15 protein-coding genes are annotated in these 18,088 nt (G+C 51.6%); 14 read left to right on the forward strand and 1 reads right to left on the reverse strand.

Annotated features, from left to right (window positions below; genetic code table 11):
* The first annotated feature begins 153 nt into the window (after window positions 1-153).
* The 11 genes from H3M12_RS03980 to H3M12_RS04030 all read left to right on the forward strand — a co-directional run bounded on the left by H3M12_RS03980 (window position 154) and on the right by H3M12_RS04030 (window position 13,313).
* A complete protein-coding gene (locus tag H3M12_RS03980; RefSeq protein ID WP_129033205.1) occupies window positions 154-723 on the forward strand; it encodes a matrixin family metalloprotease in 570 nt (189 codons plus the stop codon).
* Between the two features lie 381 nt (window positions 724-1,104).
* Entirely contained in the window at window positions 1,105-2,499 is a 1,395-nt protein-coding gene (gene asnS, locus H3M12_RS03985) for an asparagine--tRNA ligase (protein WP_129033206.1), read from the forward strand.
* Between the two features lie 487 nt (window positions 2,500-2,986).
* Entirely contained in the window at window positions 2,987-3,145 is a 159-nt protein-coding gene (locus tag H3M12_RS03990; RefSeq protein ID WP_170955007.1) for a hypothetical protein, read from the forward strand.
* Between the two features lie 4 nt (window positions 3,146-3,149).
* Entirely contained in the window at window positions 3,150-3,437 is a 288-nt protein-coding gene (locus tag H3M12_RS03995; RefSeq protein WP_233449215.1) for a hypothetical protein, read from the forward strand.
* Between the two features lie 160 nt (window positions 3,438-3,597).
* Window positions 3,598-3,846: a helix-turn-helix domain-containing protein gene (locus tag H3M12_RS04000; RefSeq protein ID WP_129033207.1), complete on the forward strand. Its 249-nt coding sequence runs from the start codon at window positions 3,598-3,600 to the stop codon at window positions 3,844-3,846.
* Window positions 3,847-4,012: 166 nt separating this feature from the next.
* A complete protein-coding gene (gene tyrS / locus H3M12_RS04005) occupies window positions 4,013-5,269 on the forward strand; it encodes a tyrosine--tRNA ligase (protein ID WP_129033208.1) in 1,257 nt (418 codons plus the stop codon).
* Between the two features lie 188 nt (window positions 5,270-5,457).
* A complete protein-coding gene (tdc, locus tag H3M12_RS04010) occupies window positions 5,458-7,344 on the forward strand; it encodes a tyrosine decarboxylase (protein WP_129033209.1) in 1,887 nt (628 codons plus the stop codon).
* Window positions 7,345-7,419: 75 nt separating this feature from the next.
* Window positions 7,420-8,841 carry a tyrosine-tyramine antiporter gene (gene tyrP, locus H3M12_RS04015; protein ID WP_182150948.1) on the forward strand — a complete coding sequence of 474 codons (1,422 nt, stop codon included), beginning with the start codon at window positions 7,420-7,422 and terminating at the stop codon, window positions 8,839-8,841.
* A gap of 133 nt (window positions 8,842-8,974) precedes the next feature.
* A complete protein-coding gene (gene nhaC / locus H3M12_RS04020) occupies window positions 8,975-10,432 on the forward strand; it encodes a Na+/H+ antiporter NhaC (RefSeq protein WP_182150949.1) in 1,458 nt (485 codons plus the stop codon).
* Between the two features lie 42 nt (window positions 10,433-10,474).
* Window positions 10,475-12,415: a hypothetical protein gene (locus H3M12_RS04025; protein ID WP_182150950.1), complete on the forward strand. Its 1,941-nt coding sequence runs from the start codon at window positions 10,475-10,477 to the stop codon at window positions 12,413-12,415.
* A gap of 49 nt (window positions 12,416-12,464) precedes the next feature.
* The gene (locus H3M12_RS04030; RefSeq protein ID WP_233449216.1) at window positions 12,465-13,313 is read left to right on the forward strand and encodes an alpha/beta hydrolase; all 849 of its coding nucleotides are present in this window, start codon (window positions 12,465-12,467) and stop codon (window positions 13,311-13,313) included.
* Window positions 13,314-13,460: 147 nt separating this feature from the next.
* Here the strand turns inward: H3M12_RS04030 and H3M12_RS04035 are convergent, their stop codons facing one another.
* Complete coding sequence (locus tag H3M12_RS04035) at window positions 13,461-14,150, reverse strand: matrixin family metalloprotease (protein WP_129033214.1); 690 nt, start codon at window positions 14,148-14,150, stop codon at window positions 13,461-13,463.
* Window positions 14,151-14,353: 203 nt separating this feature from the next.
* Here H3M12_RS04035 and H3M12_RS04040 point away from each other — a divergent pair, with 203 nt between their 5' ends.
* The 3 genes from H3M12_RS04040 (at window position 14,354) to H3M12_RS04050 (ending at window position 18,035) form a co-directional block, all read left to right on the forward strand.
* Entirely contained in the window at window positions 14,354-15,778 is a 1,425-nt protein-coding gene (locus H3M12_RS04040) for an APC family permease (protein ID WP_129033215.1), read from the forward strand.
* 323 nt (window positions 15,779-16,101) lie between these two features.
* Window positions 16,102-17,592, forward strand: coding sequence for a Y-family DNA polymerase (locus H3M12_RS04045; RefSeq protein WP_129033333.1), 1,491 nt, complete (start codon window positions 16,102-16,104; stop codon window positions 17,590-17,592).
* Window positions 17,589-18,035: a hypothetical protein gene (locus H3M12_RS04050; RefSeq protein ID WP_129033332.1), complete on the forward strand. Its 447-nt coding sequence runs from the start codon at window positions 17,589-17,591 to the stop codon at window positions 18,033-18,035. The genes H3M12_RS04045 and H3M12_RS04050 overlap by 4 nt, the downstream gene beginning before the upstream one ends.
* Window positions 18,036-18,088 lie beyond the last annotated feature (53 nt).

Raw genomic sequence — 18,088 nt, forward strand, 5'->3', positions numbered from 1 at the left:
GGCTTGTCAATTAAATTTGCGTTGGAATGTCGTTCACAATTAGGTTGTGCAAAACTTGAATTGTCAAAAGGAGCCGGGGCGTTTCCCGGAACGCCTGGGTGCCGACTCAGGATCTGCCAACCATCTCAGACCAAGGAAAGTGAGTGCGCAATTATGTTAAAGAATTTATTGAAGCCCCTTGTCATTGTCTTGTTAGCCCTGGAAGCCTGCGTCGTCGCCACTACGGTCAACGTTCAGGCAATTAGCCGGACGCCCACGCCGACGTGGGGGCACTGGCAGTCGGTCACCATCACCTATCGTTGCAATTCGACGTCTGCCTACTACCGCAGTGTCTGGTCTCAGGCCATTAAGCAGTGGAATCGGACGGGGGCAGTGAAGTTGCGCGCTGTCAAAGCCGGACATAAAGCGGACATCGTCTTGACGTCCGCGCAAACGATTCGGCAATCGGATGCGGTTGCCGGCTACACCAACTATACTTACTACCACAAAGCCCAAGGCAACCGCATCGTGGCCGCTAAATCCATCCTGGACCGCGGCATTCTGACGCACTACGGCTACACCAAGAGTCAACGGGCCAACGTAGCGGCCCACGAACTGGGACACGCCTTAGGTTTAGGGCACTCCAAGGCTAAAAATAGCGTGATGAACGCGTCGAACCGTTATGCCATGGTCAGTCCCCAAGATAAATTAGCGGTGCAAGGGGCCTACGCCCACCGTCGCTAGGGTCGTATGCCCAGGGGGCAGGGATTGCGCCGAACCGCAATCCGTGGTAATCTGTGCTTATCTGAATAGTGTTAAAAACTATAGAAAATGACCAGTACGGTAAGGTGGCTCACCCAAAGCGAGTTAGGGGCAGTGCAAGCCTAGCGGAACACGTTACCCGAACAACCCCTTTTCTGTTGGCTTCTGAACGTGAGAATCAGTAGGGAGTTCCGTGACCGCCACGTTATCCTGCGGACGTATCGCGTTTAGATACGGTGAGTCGGTTGCAATATCAGCAAATTGGGTGGTACCGCGGAAAGATCTTTCGTCCCTTGAATATCAGGGAACGTTGGATCTTTTTTTATGGTTTGAACATGGATATGACCGAAGGGAGAGCACAGTATGTCAGAGATTTTAGTCAAAGATTTATTTAGTGACCAGCACTTTGAAGACGACCAGACCATTACGCTTCACGGCTGGGTCCGGACGATTCGGAGTTCGAAAAAAATTGGGTTTATTGAGTTAAACGATGGGTCAAGTATTAAGAACGCCCAAATCGTGATGAAGGCCAGCGACGTCGACAACTACGCCGACGTGGCGAAGTTCCCAATCAGCTCTACGATTGCGGTGACCGGGACGGTCGTTTACACGCCGGACGCCAAGCAACCGCTAGAAGTTCACGCGTCTACGGTGGTTTTAGAGGGGTCCTCCAACAGTGATTACCCACTGCAAAAGAAGGCCCACTCCTACGAATACTTGCGAACCATTGCCCACTTGCGGCCGCGGACCAACACCTTTTACGCGGTCTTTCGGATTCGGTCGTTAGCCGCGTTTGCCGTCCACCAATACCTGCAGGCGCACGGGTTCAACTACCTGAACACGCCAATCATCACGGGCAGTGACGCCGAAGGGGCCGGAGAAATGTTCCGGGCCACGACGCTGGATCTGGACAACTTACCGCGCACCGAGGACGGCAAGGTCGATAACAGCAAGGACTTCTTCCGCAAGGAAACTAACCTGACTGTTAGTGGCCAGTTGGAAGCTGAAGCCTTTGCCTTAGCGTTGCGCAAGGTCTACACGTTTGGCCCGACGTTCAGAGCGGAAAACTCCCACACGGCGCGCCACGCGTCCGAATTTTGGATGATCGAACCTGAAATGGCCTTCGAAGACTTGGACGACGATATCGTGACCATCGAAGAGCTGATTAAAGCGGTCGTGAGCTACGTCTTAGACAACGCCCAAGACGAATTGGCCTTCTTGAACGCCAACGTCGACGAGAACCTGATTGCTCGCTTGGAGAAGACCCGCGACGAGAAGTTTGCGCGCCTGACCTACACGGAAGCCATCAAGGAACTTCAGGACGCCGACCAAGACTTCGAAGTTCCCGTTTACTGGGGACTGGACTTGGAAGCCGAACACGAACGTTACTTGAGCGAACATATCTACAACAAGCCGGTCTTCTTGACGGACTACCCTAAGGAAATCAAGGCCTTCTACATGCGGGCCAACGACGACGGCAAGACGGTCGCCGCGGTCGACCTCTTGGTCCCAGAAATCGGGGAACTGGTCGGCGGCAGCCAACGGGAAGAACGCCAGGACGTCTTGGCCCAAAAGCTCGACGAAAACAACATGTCGCGCGACGAATACGGCTGGTACCAAGACCTGCGGAAGTACGGCGAGACCGTCCACTCCGGTTTCGGGATTGGGTTCGAACGGCTCGTGATGTACGTGACCGGGATGGCCAACATCCGGGACGTGATCCCTTACCCGCGGACCCCAGGTAACGCGGAATTCTAAATTTAGATTAAATGAAAGTCGTTGTGAGCGGGAAGCTGGCAACGGCTTTTTTAGTTTAGGCAGATTAATTTCTAAAATTTAAAACTATGTATTAATAACAAAAGGTCGCTTGACGATGTTTGGTCCGAGTAAAAATATTTTAATTAAAAAGCTTGCGCAGCCGAATGATTCATGGTAGAGTGTAGCCAACATCAAAAAGCGAACAAAAAGGAATCTTTTCAACTGAAGTAACGACTCATTTGGGTGTTCAGAGAATTGGCGGTTGGTGCGAGCCATGCAGGATGAGTTGCTGAAATACGAAAAGCATTTCTGCGGGGTATCTCGACGTTATTCGAGATCAAAGTGCAAAGAATGCAAAGTTCTTTGAAGCTGGGTGGTACCGCGCGAGTAAGCGTCCCTTCTATACAATTATAGAAGGGACGCTTTTTTGATGGATTGATGATAAACAGAACGGTCATGAACAAGTTAAAATGGGAGGGTGTTTAAAATGACAACAGCAAATATGGCGGGCGTAATGGCGACCGATAGTAAGTTACATTGTCCTGAATGCGGTGAAGTGGTGTTCAAGAAGGTCTCAGGTGAAGCAACGTTGGAGTGTACCCATTGCGGCACGCGCATCAGTGAACTGGCTAAGTTAACGCATTAGTAGATTGACCACAAAGAAAGCAGGTGGTGGGATGCAAGAGACCCAACAAACGACGAAAGCGACGACACACTTAAATAAGCGAACAAAAATAGAATCATTAGTTTTAATGTTGGCATTTTCGACCCCGCTCTTGGTAGCACTAGGCCGTTTTCAGTGGACCGAACTTCCAATTTTTGAGTTATTAATAATTGGAATCATGCTGATTACCATCGGCATTGGGCTGTGGCGGCTAGCCAAACAAGTGATTCTGGTTTTAAAGGCGGGACCAGATACGGATTACCGGGAACGCTAAGGCAGTTCGAAGCTCATAGTTTTACTAAGCACGTGCTACGGTCATGAGTGATCGAGACGTGTTTTTTAGTCGCTCGGAACTGGTTTGGCTGTGAATCTGGATTGATTCGGGGCAGGGTTAGCTTATAATTATATCAATAGACACGTTAGGAGGAAGCTAAATGATTGATTTACGTGATCATGACATCATGTCGTCGATGGAAGCGGCCAAACGGTGGGAGAAAGCGGAAGATTACGTGCGCCAAGTTTACCGTAAGACGCCGGAAAAATTCCCCGCGGGGACCATCCGTAAGTTTGGCAAGCAGCTGGTCGTCACACGCAAGGGCATGGAGTCGGCGACTGGCGAGACCGAAATCGAAGCCAAACAATTTGCAAGTATTCGAAAAAATCCAAATATCCGCGACCTCTGATGAAGCAATAAAAATAAGCACAGCTGAATTCACGTGAAAATGGGCTTAATTTGCCTTGCCCCTTATTGACAGCGCTTTCGTGGTTGGCTATCTTTTGGGAGTGTTAGACCGTTTCACACGGAGTGGCGGGACCCAGGAGGGTGGCCACCGAAAGGAGAAGGGACAAATGAACATCATTGACGAACTGACCTGGCGCGGCGCGGTGAACCAACAAACGGATGCGGCCGGATTGAAGAAGCTGACCAGCGAAAAGAAGATTTCGCTGTACTGTGGGGTCGACCCCACCGGGGATAGTATGCACATCGGCCACTTGATTCCGTTCATGATGATGAAGCGCTTCGAGCTGATGGGACATCACCCCTACATTTTGATTGGGGGCGCAACGGGGAGTATTGGCGACCCTAGTGGCCGGAAGACCGAACGGCAATTACAGACCATGGAAAAGGTGCAACATAACGTAGCGGCCTTATCAAAACAGATGAAACGCCTCTTCGGTGGGGATTCGGACGTGACCATGGTCAATAACTACGACTGGTTGTCCAAAATTTCGTTACTGGATTTCCTCCGTGACTACGGTAAGTTGGTCAATGTCAACACCATGTTGGCTAAGGATATCGTGGCAAGCCGGCTGGATAACGGGATCTCGTTTACCGAGTTCACCTACCAGATTTTACAGTCAGTGGACTTTTTGACCTTAAATCGCAAGCATCACATTCAGTTACAAATCGGTGGTGCTGATCAATGGGGCAACATTACGGCTGGTATCGACCTGATTCACAAGGTCGAAGGGCCCGACGCTGAGGTCTACGGGTTGACGATTCCGTTGATGTTGAAGGCGGACGGCACCAAGTTTGGTAAAACTGCGGGGGGCGCCATCTGGTTGGACGCTGAAAAGACCTCACCGTACGAGTTCTACCAGTTCTGGTTGAACCAAGATGACCGTGACGTGGTGCGTTACCTCAAGTTTTTCACGTTCTTGGGTCAAGACGAGATCGAGTCACTGGCGCAAAGTGTCGAAGAAGCGCCCGAAAAGCGACTCGCACAACGCCGCCTAGCCGAAGAAGTCACCCGCTTCGTGCACGGGGAAGAGGCCTTGGAATCGGCACAACGTATTTCGGCCATTCTGTTTTCCGGCGACATCCAACAACTCACGGTCAACGAGGTACAAGACGCCTTTGAAAAGGTGCCCCACGTGACCATTAGTGCTCAACCGACCAACATCGTGGATTTGTTGGTCGAAACGGCCATCGAGCCATCGAAGCGTCAAGCTAGAGAAGACGTCGCAAACGGCGCCATTACAGTCAATGGTAACCGGCAAACGGACGTGGCGACGGCCTTAGATCCGACCACCCATTTCTCTGGGAAGTTCATGGTTTTACGTCGGGGCAAGAAGAATTACTTCTTAGCCCGGGTCGCAGATTAAATTTTTATCATTTAAATAACCGGTAACGGGTCTTCATCGCTGATGGGGACTCGTTTTTTTCGTTCTCGCCGTTTTCTCATAACCGGTAACGGGTAAAAAATCGTTTGAAAACCCTTTACGGGGTATTTGTGAAAGCGTATTCTATGCCGTGTAGTGTACTCAACAAAAATTTGTGGGAGGTCATCACCATGGAAAAGGTTACTGACTCACTGAAGGATTTGGATTTGAATGCCCTGTTCATCGGCGACAAAGCTGAAAACGGGGAGCTTTACAAAACGTTACTTAACCAGCTTGTGGACGAACATTTGGGCTGGCGCAAGAATTACATACCTGAAGATGCCAACATGATTGGCCCGGCCGAACAGGCTTCACCAGAATTTGAACAGACCGTTAACCGGATGCGCTCGGTGCTCAACCAGCTGTCCGCGCGGATTCGTACGGAATCCGTGCCGTGGCATTCGGCTGGTCGTTACTGGGGACACATGAATTCGGAAACTCTGATGCCCGCCCTGCTCGCCTACAACTATGCGATGCTGTGGAACGGGAACAATGTGGCCTATGAATCTTCACCGGCAACATCGCAAATGGAAGAAGAGGTTGGTCAAGAATTTGCCCGGTTGATGGGTTACGACTACGGTTGGGGCCATATCGTCGCCGATGGTTCACTGGCGAACCTGGAAGGACTCTGTTATGCCCGCAACATCAAGTCGCTACCCTTGGCCCTGAAGGAAGTCGTTCCTGAAGCGGTCGCCGGCAAGTCCGAGTGGGAACTTTTGAATATGCCCACCAAAGAGATTATGGACCTGGTCGAAAGTGAAGGTGCCAAGATCGACGACATCAAGAAACGTTCGGCTCGTAGCGGGAAGAACCTGCAAAAGCTTGGCAAATGGTTGGTCCCACAAACCAAGCACTATTCCTGGATGAAAGCCGCCGACATCATTGGGATTGGGCTGGACCAAGTCGTCCCCGTGCCCATCGATAGTGATTACCGGATGGACATCGATGCGCTGGAAGAAATCATTCGCGGGTACGCTGCCGAACACACCCCCATCTTAGGAGTGGTCGGTGTGACCGGCTCCACCGAAGAGGGGGCCGTGGACGGTATCGACCGTATCGTTGCCTTACGACAAAAGCTGCAAAAAGAGGGCATTTACTTCTATCTGCACGTCGACGCGGCTTACGGTGGTTATGCCCGGGCCCTGTTCCTGGACGAAAACGACAAATTCATTCCGTACAAGGATCTGCGCAAGGTTCACGCCGCTAACCACGTCTTCACCGAAGACAAGGAATTCATCAAACCAGAAGTCTATCGCTCTTATAAGGCTTTTGATCAAGCGGAATCCATCACCATCGATCCCCACAAGATGGGCTACGTCCCTTATTCCGCTGGTGGAATCGTAATCCAAGACATTCGGATGCGCGACACGATTTCCTACTTTGCGACCTACGTGTTTGAAAAGGGCGCCGATATTCCGGCATTGTTGGGGGCTTATATCCTAGAAGGATCGAAGGCGGGGGCCACGGCAGCTTCCGTTTGGACCGCGCACCACGTGCTACCGTTGAACGTCACGGGTTACGGTAAGTTGGAAGGAGCCTCAATCGAAGGGGCGCACCGTTATTACGACTTCTTGAAGAACCTGAGTTTTCAGGTCGGTGACAAGACCATCGAAGTGCACCCGTTGACGTCTCCCGATTTCAACATGGTGGATTACGTGCTGAAGGAACAGGGTAACGACAGTTTGAGCGACATGAACGACTTGAACCACGCGATGTACGAACAAGCGTCCTACGTCAAAGGCTCGCTTTACGGCAAAGAATACATCGTGTCACATACCGACTTTGCGATTCCCGACTACGGTGACAGTCCGTTAGCCTTCGTCAAGCGCATTGGATTTAGCGAAGCCGAATGGCGGAAAGCCCAAAAGGTCACGATTATCCGGGCTTCCGTGATGACGCCATACATGAACCGCCAAGAAAACTTCGATTACTTTGAACCTCGTATTAAGAAGGCCATGCAAGCCGATTTGGAACAATTATATGCCGCACGGACGCAACAAGCACATCAACAGGCGTAAAGCGCTCGGGGATTGCCAGCTGATATTGCTGGCAATGTGACGCAGACGTTTGATTTTAACTAGAGGAGAAATTATATGGATAAGCAAGCAACAAAGCTTAGTCTGGGGACGTTCATCGGGATGACGATGGCGTTATGTGCTACGGTGCGGTCGATTCCTTCGGTAGCGGCGACCGGCTGGACGCAAATCACCTACATGGTGTTTGCGGTCGTGTTCTTCGCCCTACCAGTGGCGCTGATCTCTGGGGAACTAGGGACCATGATGCAAGCCGAAGGGGGACCCCAATTGTGGGTCAAGACAGCCCTCGGGGAGAAATGGGGCTTCGTGACCGCTTGGCTACTCTGGGTACAGATGTTTCCCGGCATGGTCATGGTGGCGTCTACGATTGGACCCTTATGGGGCAACGTTTTTGGCAACGTGCCGCTTGGCAATAACCACTGGTTCATTCTCGCGAACATCCTGGGCTTTTACTGGATTATCACCGTCTTGAATTTACGGTACGATATGGCCAAAGTTGGGGGTAACGTTGGTGTTTGGTTGGGCGTCTACATTCCCATCGTGGTCATGTTGATCATGGGGATTGCCGCACTGATTAAGACCGGGATCAACCCGTCCGGCTACCTAGGGACGTTTACTTGGGGCAAACTGTTACCGAGTCTGTCGAACCTGCAAAGCCTACAGTACTTCGCCGCGATTTCCTTCATCTACACGGGGATGGAAATCTCATCGGTTTTCATTCCACGCTTGAATGACGCGAAGAAGACCTACACCCGAGGTATTTTTGTAGCGTTGATTGGACTGGTTCTGATGAACCTGTTGAACGCGATTTTGGTCGCCAACGTGGTGCCTAATGGGCAGATTCAATTGTCAAATATCACACAGCCCATCCTGCTATGGTGCCAGATCTTAGGATGGCCCACCATCATCGCCAACATCTTTAGCTTCATGGTGGTTATCGGAGTACTGATTCAATTATCTGCCTGGGTTACCGGGCCGTCGAAGACCATGACGCAAGTGGCACGTGACGGGCAACTACCGGCGAGCTTTGGGTACCATAAGGTCAACAAATATGGGGTTTCCAAAAATGTGGTCTTAACGCAAAGCATTTGCATTTCCTTGTTCGCATTACTCTACGGGGTGATGAAGAACGTCAATGGGGTCTTTTTGACTTTGACCAACGCCACCACGGTGATTTACGCGTTGGTCTACGTCCTGATTGCCATTGCGATTATTCGCTTGCGGCAGACCCAACCTGACATGGAGCGGCCCTACCGCTTAGGCCGTTCGGGGAACGGTCTGGCGTATGGGGTGGCCTTCCTGCTCCTGTTTGGGATTCTGGTCATCATCGCTGCGACGCTCTTTGCCAGCGATTTGATGCAAGCCATTTTCGTGCTGGTGATTACGGCGGTCCTCTTCATGATTCCGTTGTATATCGACAAGAACAAGAATGCCGACTGGGCAAAGCAGGTCCACATTGATTTAGCACTAAACAAATAAGTGACGGCTATACAAGGAAAGGGGGTCTGGGATGCGTGTCCCGGACCCTTCTTTGTTGTTAGAACTAGGTTGCTGGTCCTTCCCGAAGCGACCTGTTCACTCGTGACTTAAAGGAAATAAAGGGGTGTCTACAATGGAAGAAAATAAACGTGAGGTTCAAGTTACCCTGGTCGAATCTATCCTGATCATGATCGGGATGTTCGCTATCTTGGGAGCGCTGATTATTGGGGCTGAGATGCCGCCACAAATTCCGATTTTATTGGTCTTTACCCTCCTGATGTTTTACGGGCGCTTGCGGCACGTGACTTGGGATCAAATCTTTGCGGGGATTATCGAGGGCATCAAACCGGGCATCATTCCCATCATGATTTTCTTGATGATTGGGTTATTGGTGTCGAGTTGGCTGCGGTCGGGGACGATTGCGACCATCATGGTGATTGGTTTCAAAATCCTATCAGCCCAGTTCTTTTTGCTCACGGTCTTTCTGATTTGCTGCCTGATTGGCATCACGGTGGGCAGCGCCTTCACCACAATTTCGACGATGGGCATTGCCTTCATGGGGATTGGGCACATCCTGGGGTTCTCCGCCGCCATCACGGCCGGGGCCATCGTGTCGGGCGCCTTTTTCGGCAACAACATGTCGCCGCTCTCCGACACCTCGAATCTGACCACTGGCTTAACAAAGGTCAATCTTTACGACCATTTGAAAAATATGGCGATTACTGCTATTCCGTCGGCATTGATCACGTTGGGCCTCTTCTTCATACTGGGACGGACGTCCAGTACGGCCGATTTGACCCAGACTCAACAGATTTCTCAACAACTCCAGCGTTCGTTTAACGTCTCCATTTGGGCGCTGCTGCCGATTCTGGTGCTGCTGTTGCTGGCCTGGCGGCAGGTCCCTGCGATTCCGACCTTGTTGGTGGGATCGCTGACGGCCCTGGTTGTTATCCTAGTGAGCAGTCCTGGTTATTCCGTGTCCCAGATTGGTACCCTGCTCATGAATGGAAACGCTGCCAAAACCGGGTCGCATACGGTCGACCGGCTAATGAGCGGCGGGGGTATCAATAATATGCTGGGGTCGGTATCCTTGATTATCGTGGCGTTGGCCTTGGGTGGTTTGTTGATTCAGTATGGCGTGGTCCACACCCTGATTACCAGCATCAAACAATACGTTAACACACCAGGTAAGCTGATTTTACTGAACATGTTGAGCGGTATCGGGGTGAATTTCCTGGTAGGTGAGCAGTACCTTTCCATTATTCTTCCCGGGACCACCTTCATGTCGTCCTATGACCGGTTGGGGTTGCCCCGCAAATACCTGACGCGGACCTTGGCCAGTGGTGGGGCAGACGTTAACGCCCTGGTGCCTTGGGGGGTCAGTGGGGTCTTCATCGCCGGAACGTTGGGTGTGAACCCCTTGGCCTACGTGCCGTTAGCGTTCTACGCGTATATCGATCCCATCATCACGATTTTGTTTGGCTTTACGCTGGTGACTTGGCGGTATCGGCGGTCCGGTAAACGCCCTGCAACATCAACCGCAACGACATCTGTAGGGCTGAAGGATCGAGACCAAATGGTTGTGAATTAATTAACCGTGATTATCGCAAAAATCTGGGGAGGAGGGACACTAATGCATTTCGTAAAGTGGCAATGGTTAGGCGCGTTAGGACTCGTATTGGGCCTGCTAATTGGTGGGTCGTTGGTGGCGCAGGCGACGGATGAAGCCGCTACGGCGGAAATGCCCGCGGGTGCGCAGACATTAGACAACGTGTTTAATATGCCGTCCTCTTTGGGCCCGTTACCCAATAGCGCCAAGATTATTAAGTCCACCAACGACGCAAGCGCTGGGCAGCAAGCCTTTCAAATCACCGATACGAAAAATCAGGTCGGGGCTATTTGGTCGAAGGATGACCATAAAATGGATTTGAGTCACGACCAGACCATGTCCATGTGGATGTATTTTGGCGGCAGTCCCGATACTGTAGATGGGTCCACCGGTGAAGGGATGGCCTTTGTTCTCCAGAATTCGGGGCCAGATGCGATTACTCAAGGGATTAGTCAAAAGATGTTACCAGGGCAAACCCTGGGCGTGTGGGGATTGGATAATGATACTAGTGCCTCAACTTCAGATATTATCGCTAAAAAAGCCATTCAAAATAGTTGGGCGATTGAGTTTGATGAGTATAATAATAGCGATACCACAGGCGGTAATAATAAAGCACTAGACAATGGTAATAATGTAAATGGCGGACATATTCTGGCTAGCTATCCTGGGGATAGTGGGTCGTATAAACGACTAGGGATTAATGCTACTAGTGCTAAATATTGCTTTAGATTAATTCACGGTAATATGATTAACACTAAGACGGGTAAACCGACGAATATTATAAACCCCGATTCTCCATACAATGGCTTGGCAACCAAATTGTCCGATGGGTCCTGGCACCACTTCACTTTATCCTGGAAAGCGCCGGCGATAAACGAAACTACAGGAACAATGACTTACACCTTCAACGATAAAGATCCCCTAACTGGTCTGAAAAAGCCTGTAGACCCGAAATACATCATTACAAAGGACGTCGATATTAGCAAGTTGAATTTAGCCCCCATTGATAGCACCGGCAGTGCTCGCAAGGTTTACTGGGGGGTCACCGGAACGACCAGTGACGTTTTTACTAATAATGTGGTGGCTTTCGATCAATTACCCGGATGGCTTACAGCGGCTGCTAATTTGACCATTAAAGATGAAACCCTAAATAAGGCGGTTACTGACAACTCGCAGGAGCAGAATGCAACCAGTCAGGTGAACAGTGGCGATAAGCTAACTTACACATACAAGCTGACTTACACTGGGGGTACTCAAGCTTGGCAGGACGTCACGACGGCCCTGCCTAAACCCAACGGGGTAACTTTTAGCACGGGAACGATTACGTACGCTCAGGGCGGAACTGAGGAACTGACGGCAGCGGAACTAAATGGTGAGTCCATCGGGCATCGCTTGCAACTGCCACTATCAGCAGATAATAAATCAGCTACGGTAACGTTGAGCGGAACGGCAGATCATGTCACCAGTGTTCAAAATGTCGCTGCAGCGAAACATGAGTTTACGGGGGCTAATCAGACTGCTTCGGTGGACTCACCGGCCTACACGATTTCTCCCGGTAGTTTGACTTTCGGTACCGTAAATTCGCAGAGTACCTTTAAAGAGACCGCATTGACAGGAACCAATCAAAAAGTTTGGCGGAAAGATGATTGGGAAGTTGACGTTGAAGATACTCGACAAGTTGGCTCTCAGTGGGCTGTTACGGCGCAAGCCGATACTTTGAAAGATGGAACGGAACCATTACGGGGGCAACTCCACTATGTAGATAGCCAACAAGCCGATCATCTTCTGGGGAAAGATGCTGTGACCATTATGACCCAGACAAAAAAAGCGGGAGAAAATCAGACTGACGTGACAAAAGATTGGAACGACAACAATCACGGCATTTATTTAGCTGTTGACGGGGATGCTCAGGTGGGACATTATTCTGGGACAATCACATGGACATTGAATAACGTCCCTAATTAATGCCACAGGTAAAGTATAAGTGACCAGAACTAAGCGAGGCGGAGCGTCCGTGGCATGGCGAATCAGACAACTGATTGATGGCTGGGTCATCTTGGTGGCGGCACTATGGGGCGTCAATCGGCCGGTGTCTGCACATGCGGCACCCAATTTGTCGGCGTTGCAACCCACCTTGTTTTTTCACGGGTCGGATAGCAGTTACCGTGCCGAAATCCACATGGTGGGTGCTATCAAGCACGCGGGCTTAAGCAATAAACGTTCGGTGATTCGTGCCAACGTGGCGGGGAACGGAAAGGTGAGACTGATAGGCAAATTGACCAAGCGCACCAAGAACCCGATTGTGGAGGTCAACTACTTGCGCAGTAGTTACAAGGCGGACAAGACTTGGGGACGGTGGGCCAAAAATGTCGTGGTGAAGTTACAAAAAACGTATCATTTTAAACGCCTCAACCTGGTCGGCCACTCGATGGGCAACACCGCCATCCTGTATTATCTGGTCCATAACGCCCGCAACCGGCATTTGCCACAGGTAATGAAACAGGTGGCACTAGGTGGCCACTGTGACGGCGTTCTTGGTGAGGGAGATTACCCGCACCGGTTGAAATTGGCCAGGTCGGGGCGTCCCAACTACATGACGGCGAGTTACCGGTATTTGTTGGCGTTACGTAAATGTTACCCGCGGTCAGCCGCGGTCTTAAATATTTACGGGGACCTAAAGAACGGGACGGATTCCGATGGCCGGGTCAGCAACGCTTCCTCACGCTCATTACGGTACTTGGTCGTCCGGGCCCACCGCTACCGTGACCGGCAAGTTGTGGGAGCCCGTGCGCAACACAGTCGGCTCCACAATAACGCTCAGGTCGACCGCCTGTTGATGCGATTCTTATGGCCCAAACGATAAAAAACGAAAGCGGGACAAAGTAACTTTTGGCGCACGTTGCGGCACCATGATGGCTACTGAACAACTAAAAAAGGGCACCTCTGCGAATGGTTTTTCCATTTAGAAGGGGTGCCCTTAGTGTTTTGTTCCAGATTCATTTTGATGAGCTTACTTGGATGTGTAAATGGCACGCAAGCCCGCTAAGTCGGCGGACGAAAGTTTCGTACGCCCTTGACTGTACGGGTACATCACGGAGGTCGGCGACTGACTGTGATCCAGACCTAACGCGTGACCCAATTCATGGACCGCCACGGAGGTGGTATAGGCGTTGCGGTAGTCGCCATTCAGGCTAGCCTTGGCGTGGTTCCAGGCAGCCGACCCCAGCAAGCTAGTTTCCTGAGTAATCTGGGGGCCACCGTGGCCTAGCTCAACAGTCGATTGGTTCGCCGGCATTTTTTTGTGGTACACCGAGAAGGTGATTTGGTTATCGTGCTTAGTCGCGGAACCGTCGATGAGGTGGACGATACCGGTGCGATTGTAGATGGCGACGGCATTGGTGAAGGCTTTGACCCCGGCATCTGGAAGCTTTTTATCGAAATGGTAATAGTAAGTTTTATCAAGGGTGACGCCCTGGACGATGGCCTCAGTAGGGGTCGTACCCTTGGTGGTCGTGGCGGTAGCTTGGGTGCTGGTGGTCACTTGTTGGGGTTCGAAGATGGCCGCTAGCGTCTGTGGAATCTCAGTCCGCCAAGTTGCCAGTTGCCGGGTGAGGGGTTGTAACGCGCCTTGGCGATAAGCGAAGCCAAGCCCAATCAATAAGAGGAGAAATAAAATGAGTTTGAAACGGTTGTGACGCATTAAGCTGGCCTCCTTTAAAAGGTAATGGTAGAAAATGATAATACCGCATTAAATGAGAAATTACTAATTATTATCCGTTTTCACGCCTTTAAATCTCCACTGAAAGCCGGATAAAACATGATTGCCCTTGAAATTTTTCTTAAATTAGATTAAGGTTAGAAAATTGACAATAAAATGAAAAATTGCGTTAAAGGGAGCATTTTATGAGAGACATATTTAAAAAAGAGTCAGTGAGTACCTATTTGAAGGCCGATTCGCGGTTGACCAAGACCTTGCGAGCCCGGGACCTGGTCGCCCTAGGAATCGGGGCTGTGATTGGGACGGGGATTTTTATCCTCCCTGGCCACGAAACCGCCTTACACGCAGGGCCCGCGGTTTCCGTGGCTTTCTTGCTGGCTGCATTGGTCTCCGGAATCGTGGGGATGGCCTACGCGGAATTCTCCTCGGCCATGCCGGTTGCCGGTTCGGCGTATTCTTTTGGGGCCGTCATTTACGGCGAAATCGTCGGTTGGATTCTGGGCTGGGCGTTGATCCTGGAATACTTTTTGGCGGTGTCGGCCGAGGCGACTGGCTTTGCCTCGTACTTTAACAATAACATCTTAGAGGCGATTGGCGTCAAGTTACCTCAGGCGCTCCAAGCAGGACCGCTCGAAGGTGGCGTCATCAACCTCTCGGCGACGTTGATTGTGTTGGTGATCGCGTTGATTATCGCGCAGGGTGCCAACCTCTCGAAACGCGTGGAAAACGTGGCCGTCGTGATTAAAGTCGCCATTATCATCCTCTTTATCGTTGTTGGGGTCTTCTACATCAAGACGGATAACTATACCCCATTTTACCCGAAACAATTTCAAACGACACCGTTTGGCTTGGGGGGCATCTCGACGGCCGCGGCGACCGTGTTCTTTGCCTTCATCGGCTTTGACGCACTGGCAGCTAACTCCGCCGAGACCATTCACCCCGAGAAAAACGTGGTCCGGGGGATTCTGGGGACCGTGTTGGTCTCGGTCGTGCTGTACGTGGCGTTCTCCTTTGTCCTGAACGGTATCGTCAACTACAAGCAGTTGAACGTCGATGACCCGGCGGCTTACGCCTTGAAGTTGATTCACCTGAATACCTGGAACAAGCTGATTACGATTGGCGCCTTAATCGGGATTTTCACCGCCATGATCACCATGTTCTTCGGTGGGTCGCGGTTGGTTTACGCCCTAGGTCGTGATGGTCTCTTACCGGAAAAAATGGGGGCCATCAGCTACAAGCACGCGGTACCGAAAAACGCCATTATCGTGGCAACTATCGTGCAGGCGTTCTTTGCCGGCCTGGTGCCGTTGACTGAATTGGCGTCATTGATCAATGCCGGGACGTTATTAGCCTTTGCGTTTATCTCGTTTGGGGTCATCCCGTTGCGGCACCGCAAGGACATCGCCAACGACGGGTTCAAGATGCCGTTGTACCCGTTCCTGCCGATCCTAGCGGGGTTGTCCAGCGTGTACTTCATTATCATGTTACCGAACATCACCAAGATTTCGGTCGGCTTGTGGCTGATTTTAGGCCTCGTGATTTACTTTGGCTACGGTATTCGCCATTCTAAACTGCAAAATCCTCAAAAAGCGGCATCAACGGAAGATTAACCTTAAAATTTATTTGCAAACAGGCTTCTCCAGAATTTCAGTTCTGGGGAAGCCTGTTTTTGATTTTAGTGGATAAAAAAACTCCGCGCGTAAACGCGGAGCTCGTGGTGAGGTGCGGCGACCTTCTGAACGCTAACGCGCCGATCGCGTACCCCCACCGTGGTTTGGCACCAGGAACTAGTATCGCATGGCCGTTCAGGGAAGTCAATCAAAAAGGAAGTCCAGCCCCGAGTGTTACCAAAACTTAAAACTAAATCAGAACGCTTGTTCCCCTAGCTGAAATCGCGTATACTAAAGGCAACTTGAAGAATGGAGGGACCAAGATGGGCCAGCGGGTATACATTGCAATTGATTTGAAGTCGTTTTACGCGTCGGCGGAGTGTGCCGCTCGCGGACTGGATCCGTTGAACACCAACCTGGTAGTGGCGGATCCGCGGCGCACGGACAAGACCATTTGTCTGGCTGTGTCACCAGCTTTGAAACGCTTCGGGTTACCGGGACGGCCACAGTTGTTTGAAGTAGAACAGCAAGTCGCCACCTTGAACCAGCAACGTGCGGTAGCCCATCATGGCCGTTTAACAAAGTCGTCGACGGTACGGCAGGACCTCTTACAACATCCAGAATTCAAGCTGGACTACTTAGTGGCCCAACCTCGAATGGCCTATTACCTCAGGATCAGTGACCAGATCTATCAAATCTATCTACATTACGTGGCGCCGGAACAGATCCACGTCTATTCCATCGATGAGGTCTTCATGGACGTCACAGCGTATCTGAAACTTTACCACCTCTCGGCGCGTGATTTAGCCAAGCGGATGATTCAAGACGTCCAGCGCCAGACCAGGATACCAGCGACCGCGGGGATTGGCACGAACCTGTATTTGGCAAAAGTTGCGATGGATATCGTGGCCAAGAAGATTCCCGCCGACCAAGATGGGGTGCGCATCGCTAAGTTGAATGAGCGGAGTTACCGCAAGTATCTCTGGGCCCACCAGCCGTTGACCGATTTTTGGCGGATTGGTCGCGGGTATGCCCGTCGCTTGGAAAAATTAGGGCTCCATACGATGGGCGACATCGCCCGGTGTTCGCTGGGAGCCGCCACGGCAACGCGCAACGAAGAGACCCTCTATCAGGAGTTTGGCCGCGTCGCCGAACTGATTATTGACCACGCTTGGGGTTACGAATCGGCGACGCTGGCTGACATCAAACAGTATCAGCCAAGTACCCACAGTATCGGTTCGGGCCAAGTCTTGCCAACTCCTTACGATTACCAACAAGGGGAGTTAGTAGTCCGAGAGATGGTGGACGGCCTGTCCTTGGAACTGGTCAAGCGCCAGCAAGTCTGTGACCAAGTGGTCTTGACCGTGGCCTATGACGCGCACGGCCGGCCGGCGAGTGGAGCAGCTGTGACGCATGACTTCTACGGGCGGACGGTCCCCAAGCCGGCCCACGGCAGTTACAATTTGCAGGTGCCAACCTCGTTGACCACGGCGCTGAAACGTGCCGTGACCGTTATCTATCGGCGCCAGGTTAATCCACATTATAAAATTCGGAAAGTCACCGTAAGTGTCGGTCACGTGGTCGCGGAAACGGCTGCAGCAGCGCCGTACAGTGAACAGTTAGCACTGTTTGGCCCGACCACCACACCGGCAGTGCCGGACGCAGCAGCTCGGCACCGTGAGCGTCGTGTGCAGGAATCCATTTTACAGGTCCAGGACCGTTTCGGTAAGGACGCTATCATGCGGGCTACTGATCTTTTGGACGGGGCGACGTTTAAAAAGCGGAATCACGAGATTGGGGGCCATCAAGCATGAGTCGCGACAGCAAGCGAAAATTAGCCGAACAATTATTCAATGATACCAGTGCCTACCGCGACATCATGGGCCACCCGCGGCCGGTCTCGAAAAACCACCCGCAAATGACGCCAGCGGAACGGGCCGCACAGTTTGCGCCGTTTGCGGCGTTGAGTGGGTACACCGAGCTATTGGATCAAAGCGCCCAAACGGTACGCGACCGCGCCGAATTACCCGCCGAACTGGCGGCCGCCTGTCACCGGCAGTTGCGGGCGTTACAACCGGTTTTGGCCCAACGCCCCTGGGTCGAAGCGACCTACTTTGACCCGGAAACGGGTGCATCACACACCGCCACGGTGCGGATTAAAGCTATAACCAGTCAGGCGGTCATTCTCACGACCGGTCAAGAAATCCCTCGCACCACGTTGCAGGCAATTCACCGATGTGACCCGCCTAAATTGTGAAACCGTTTTAATTTGGAGGCCGCGGCGTTAGGTTATTGACAACGAATAGAAGG

Origin of the sequence: Levilactobacillus suantsaii (assembly GCF_014069315.1) — a bacterium.
Taxonomy (GTDB): domain Bacteria; phylum Bacillota; class Bacilli; order Lactobacillales; family Lactobacillaceae; genus Levilactobacillus; species Levilactobacillus suantsaii.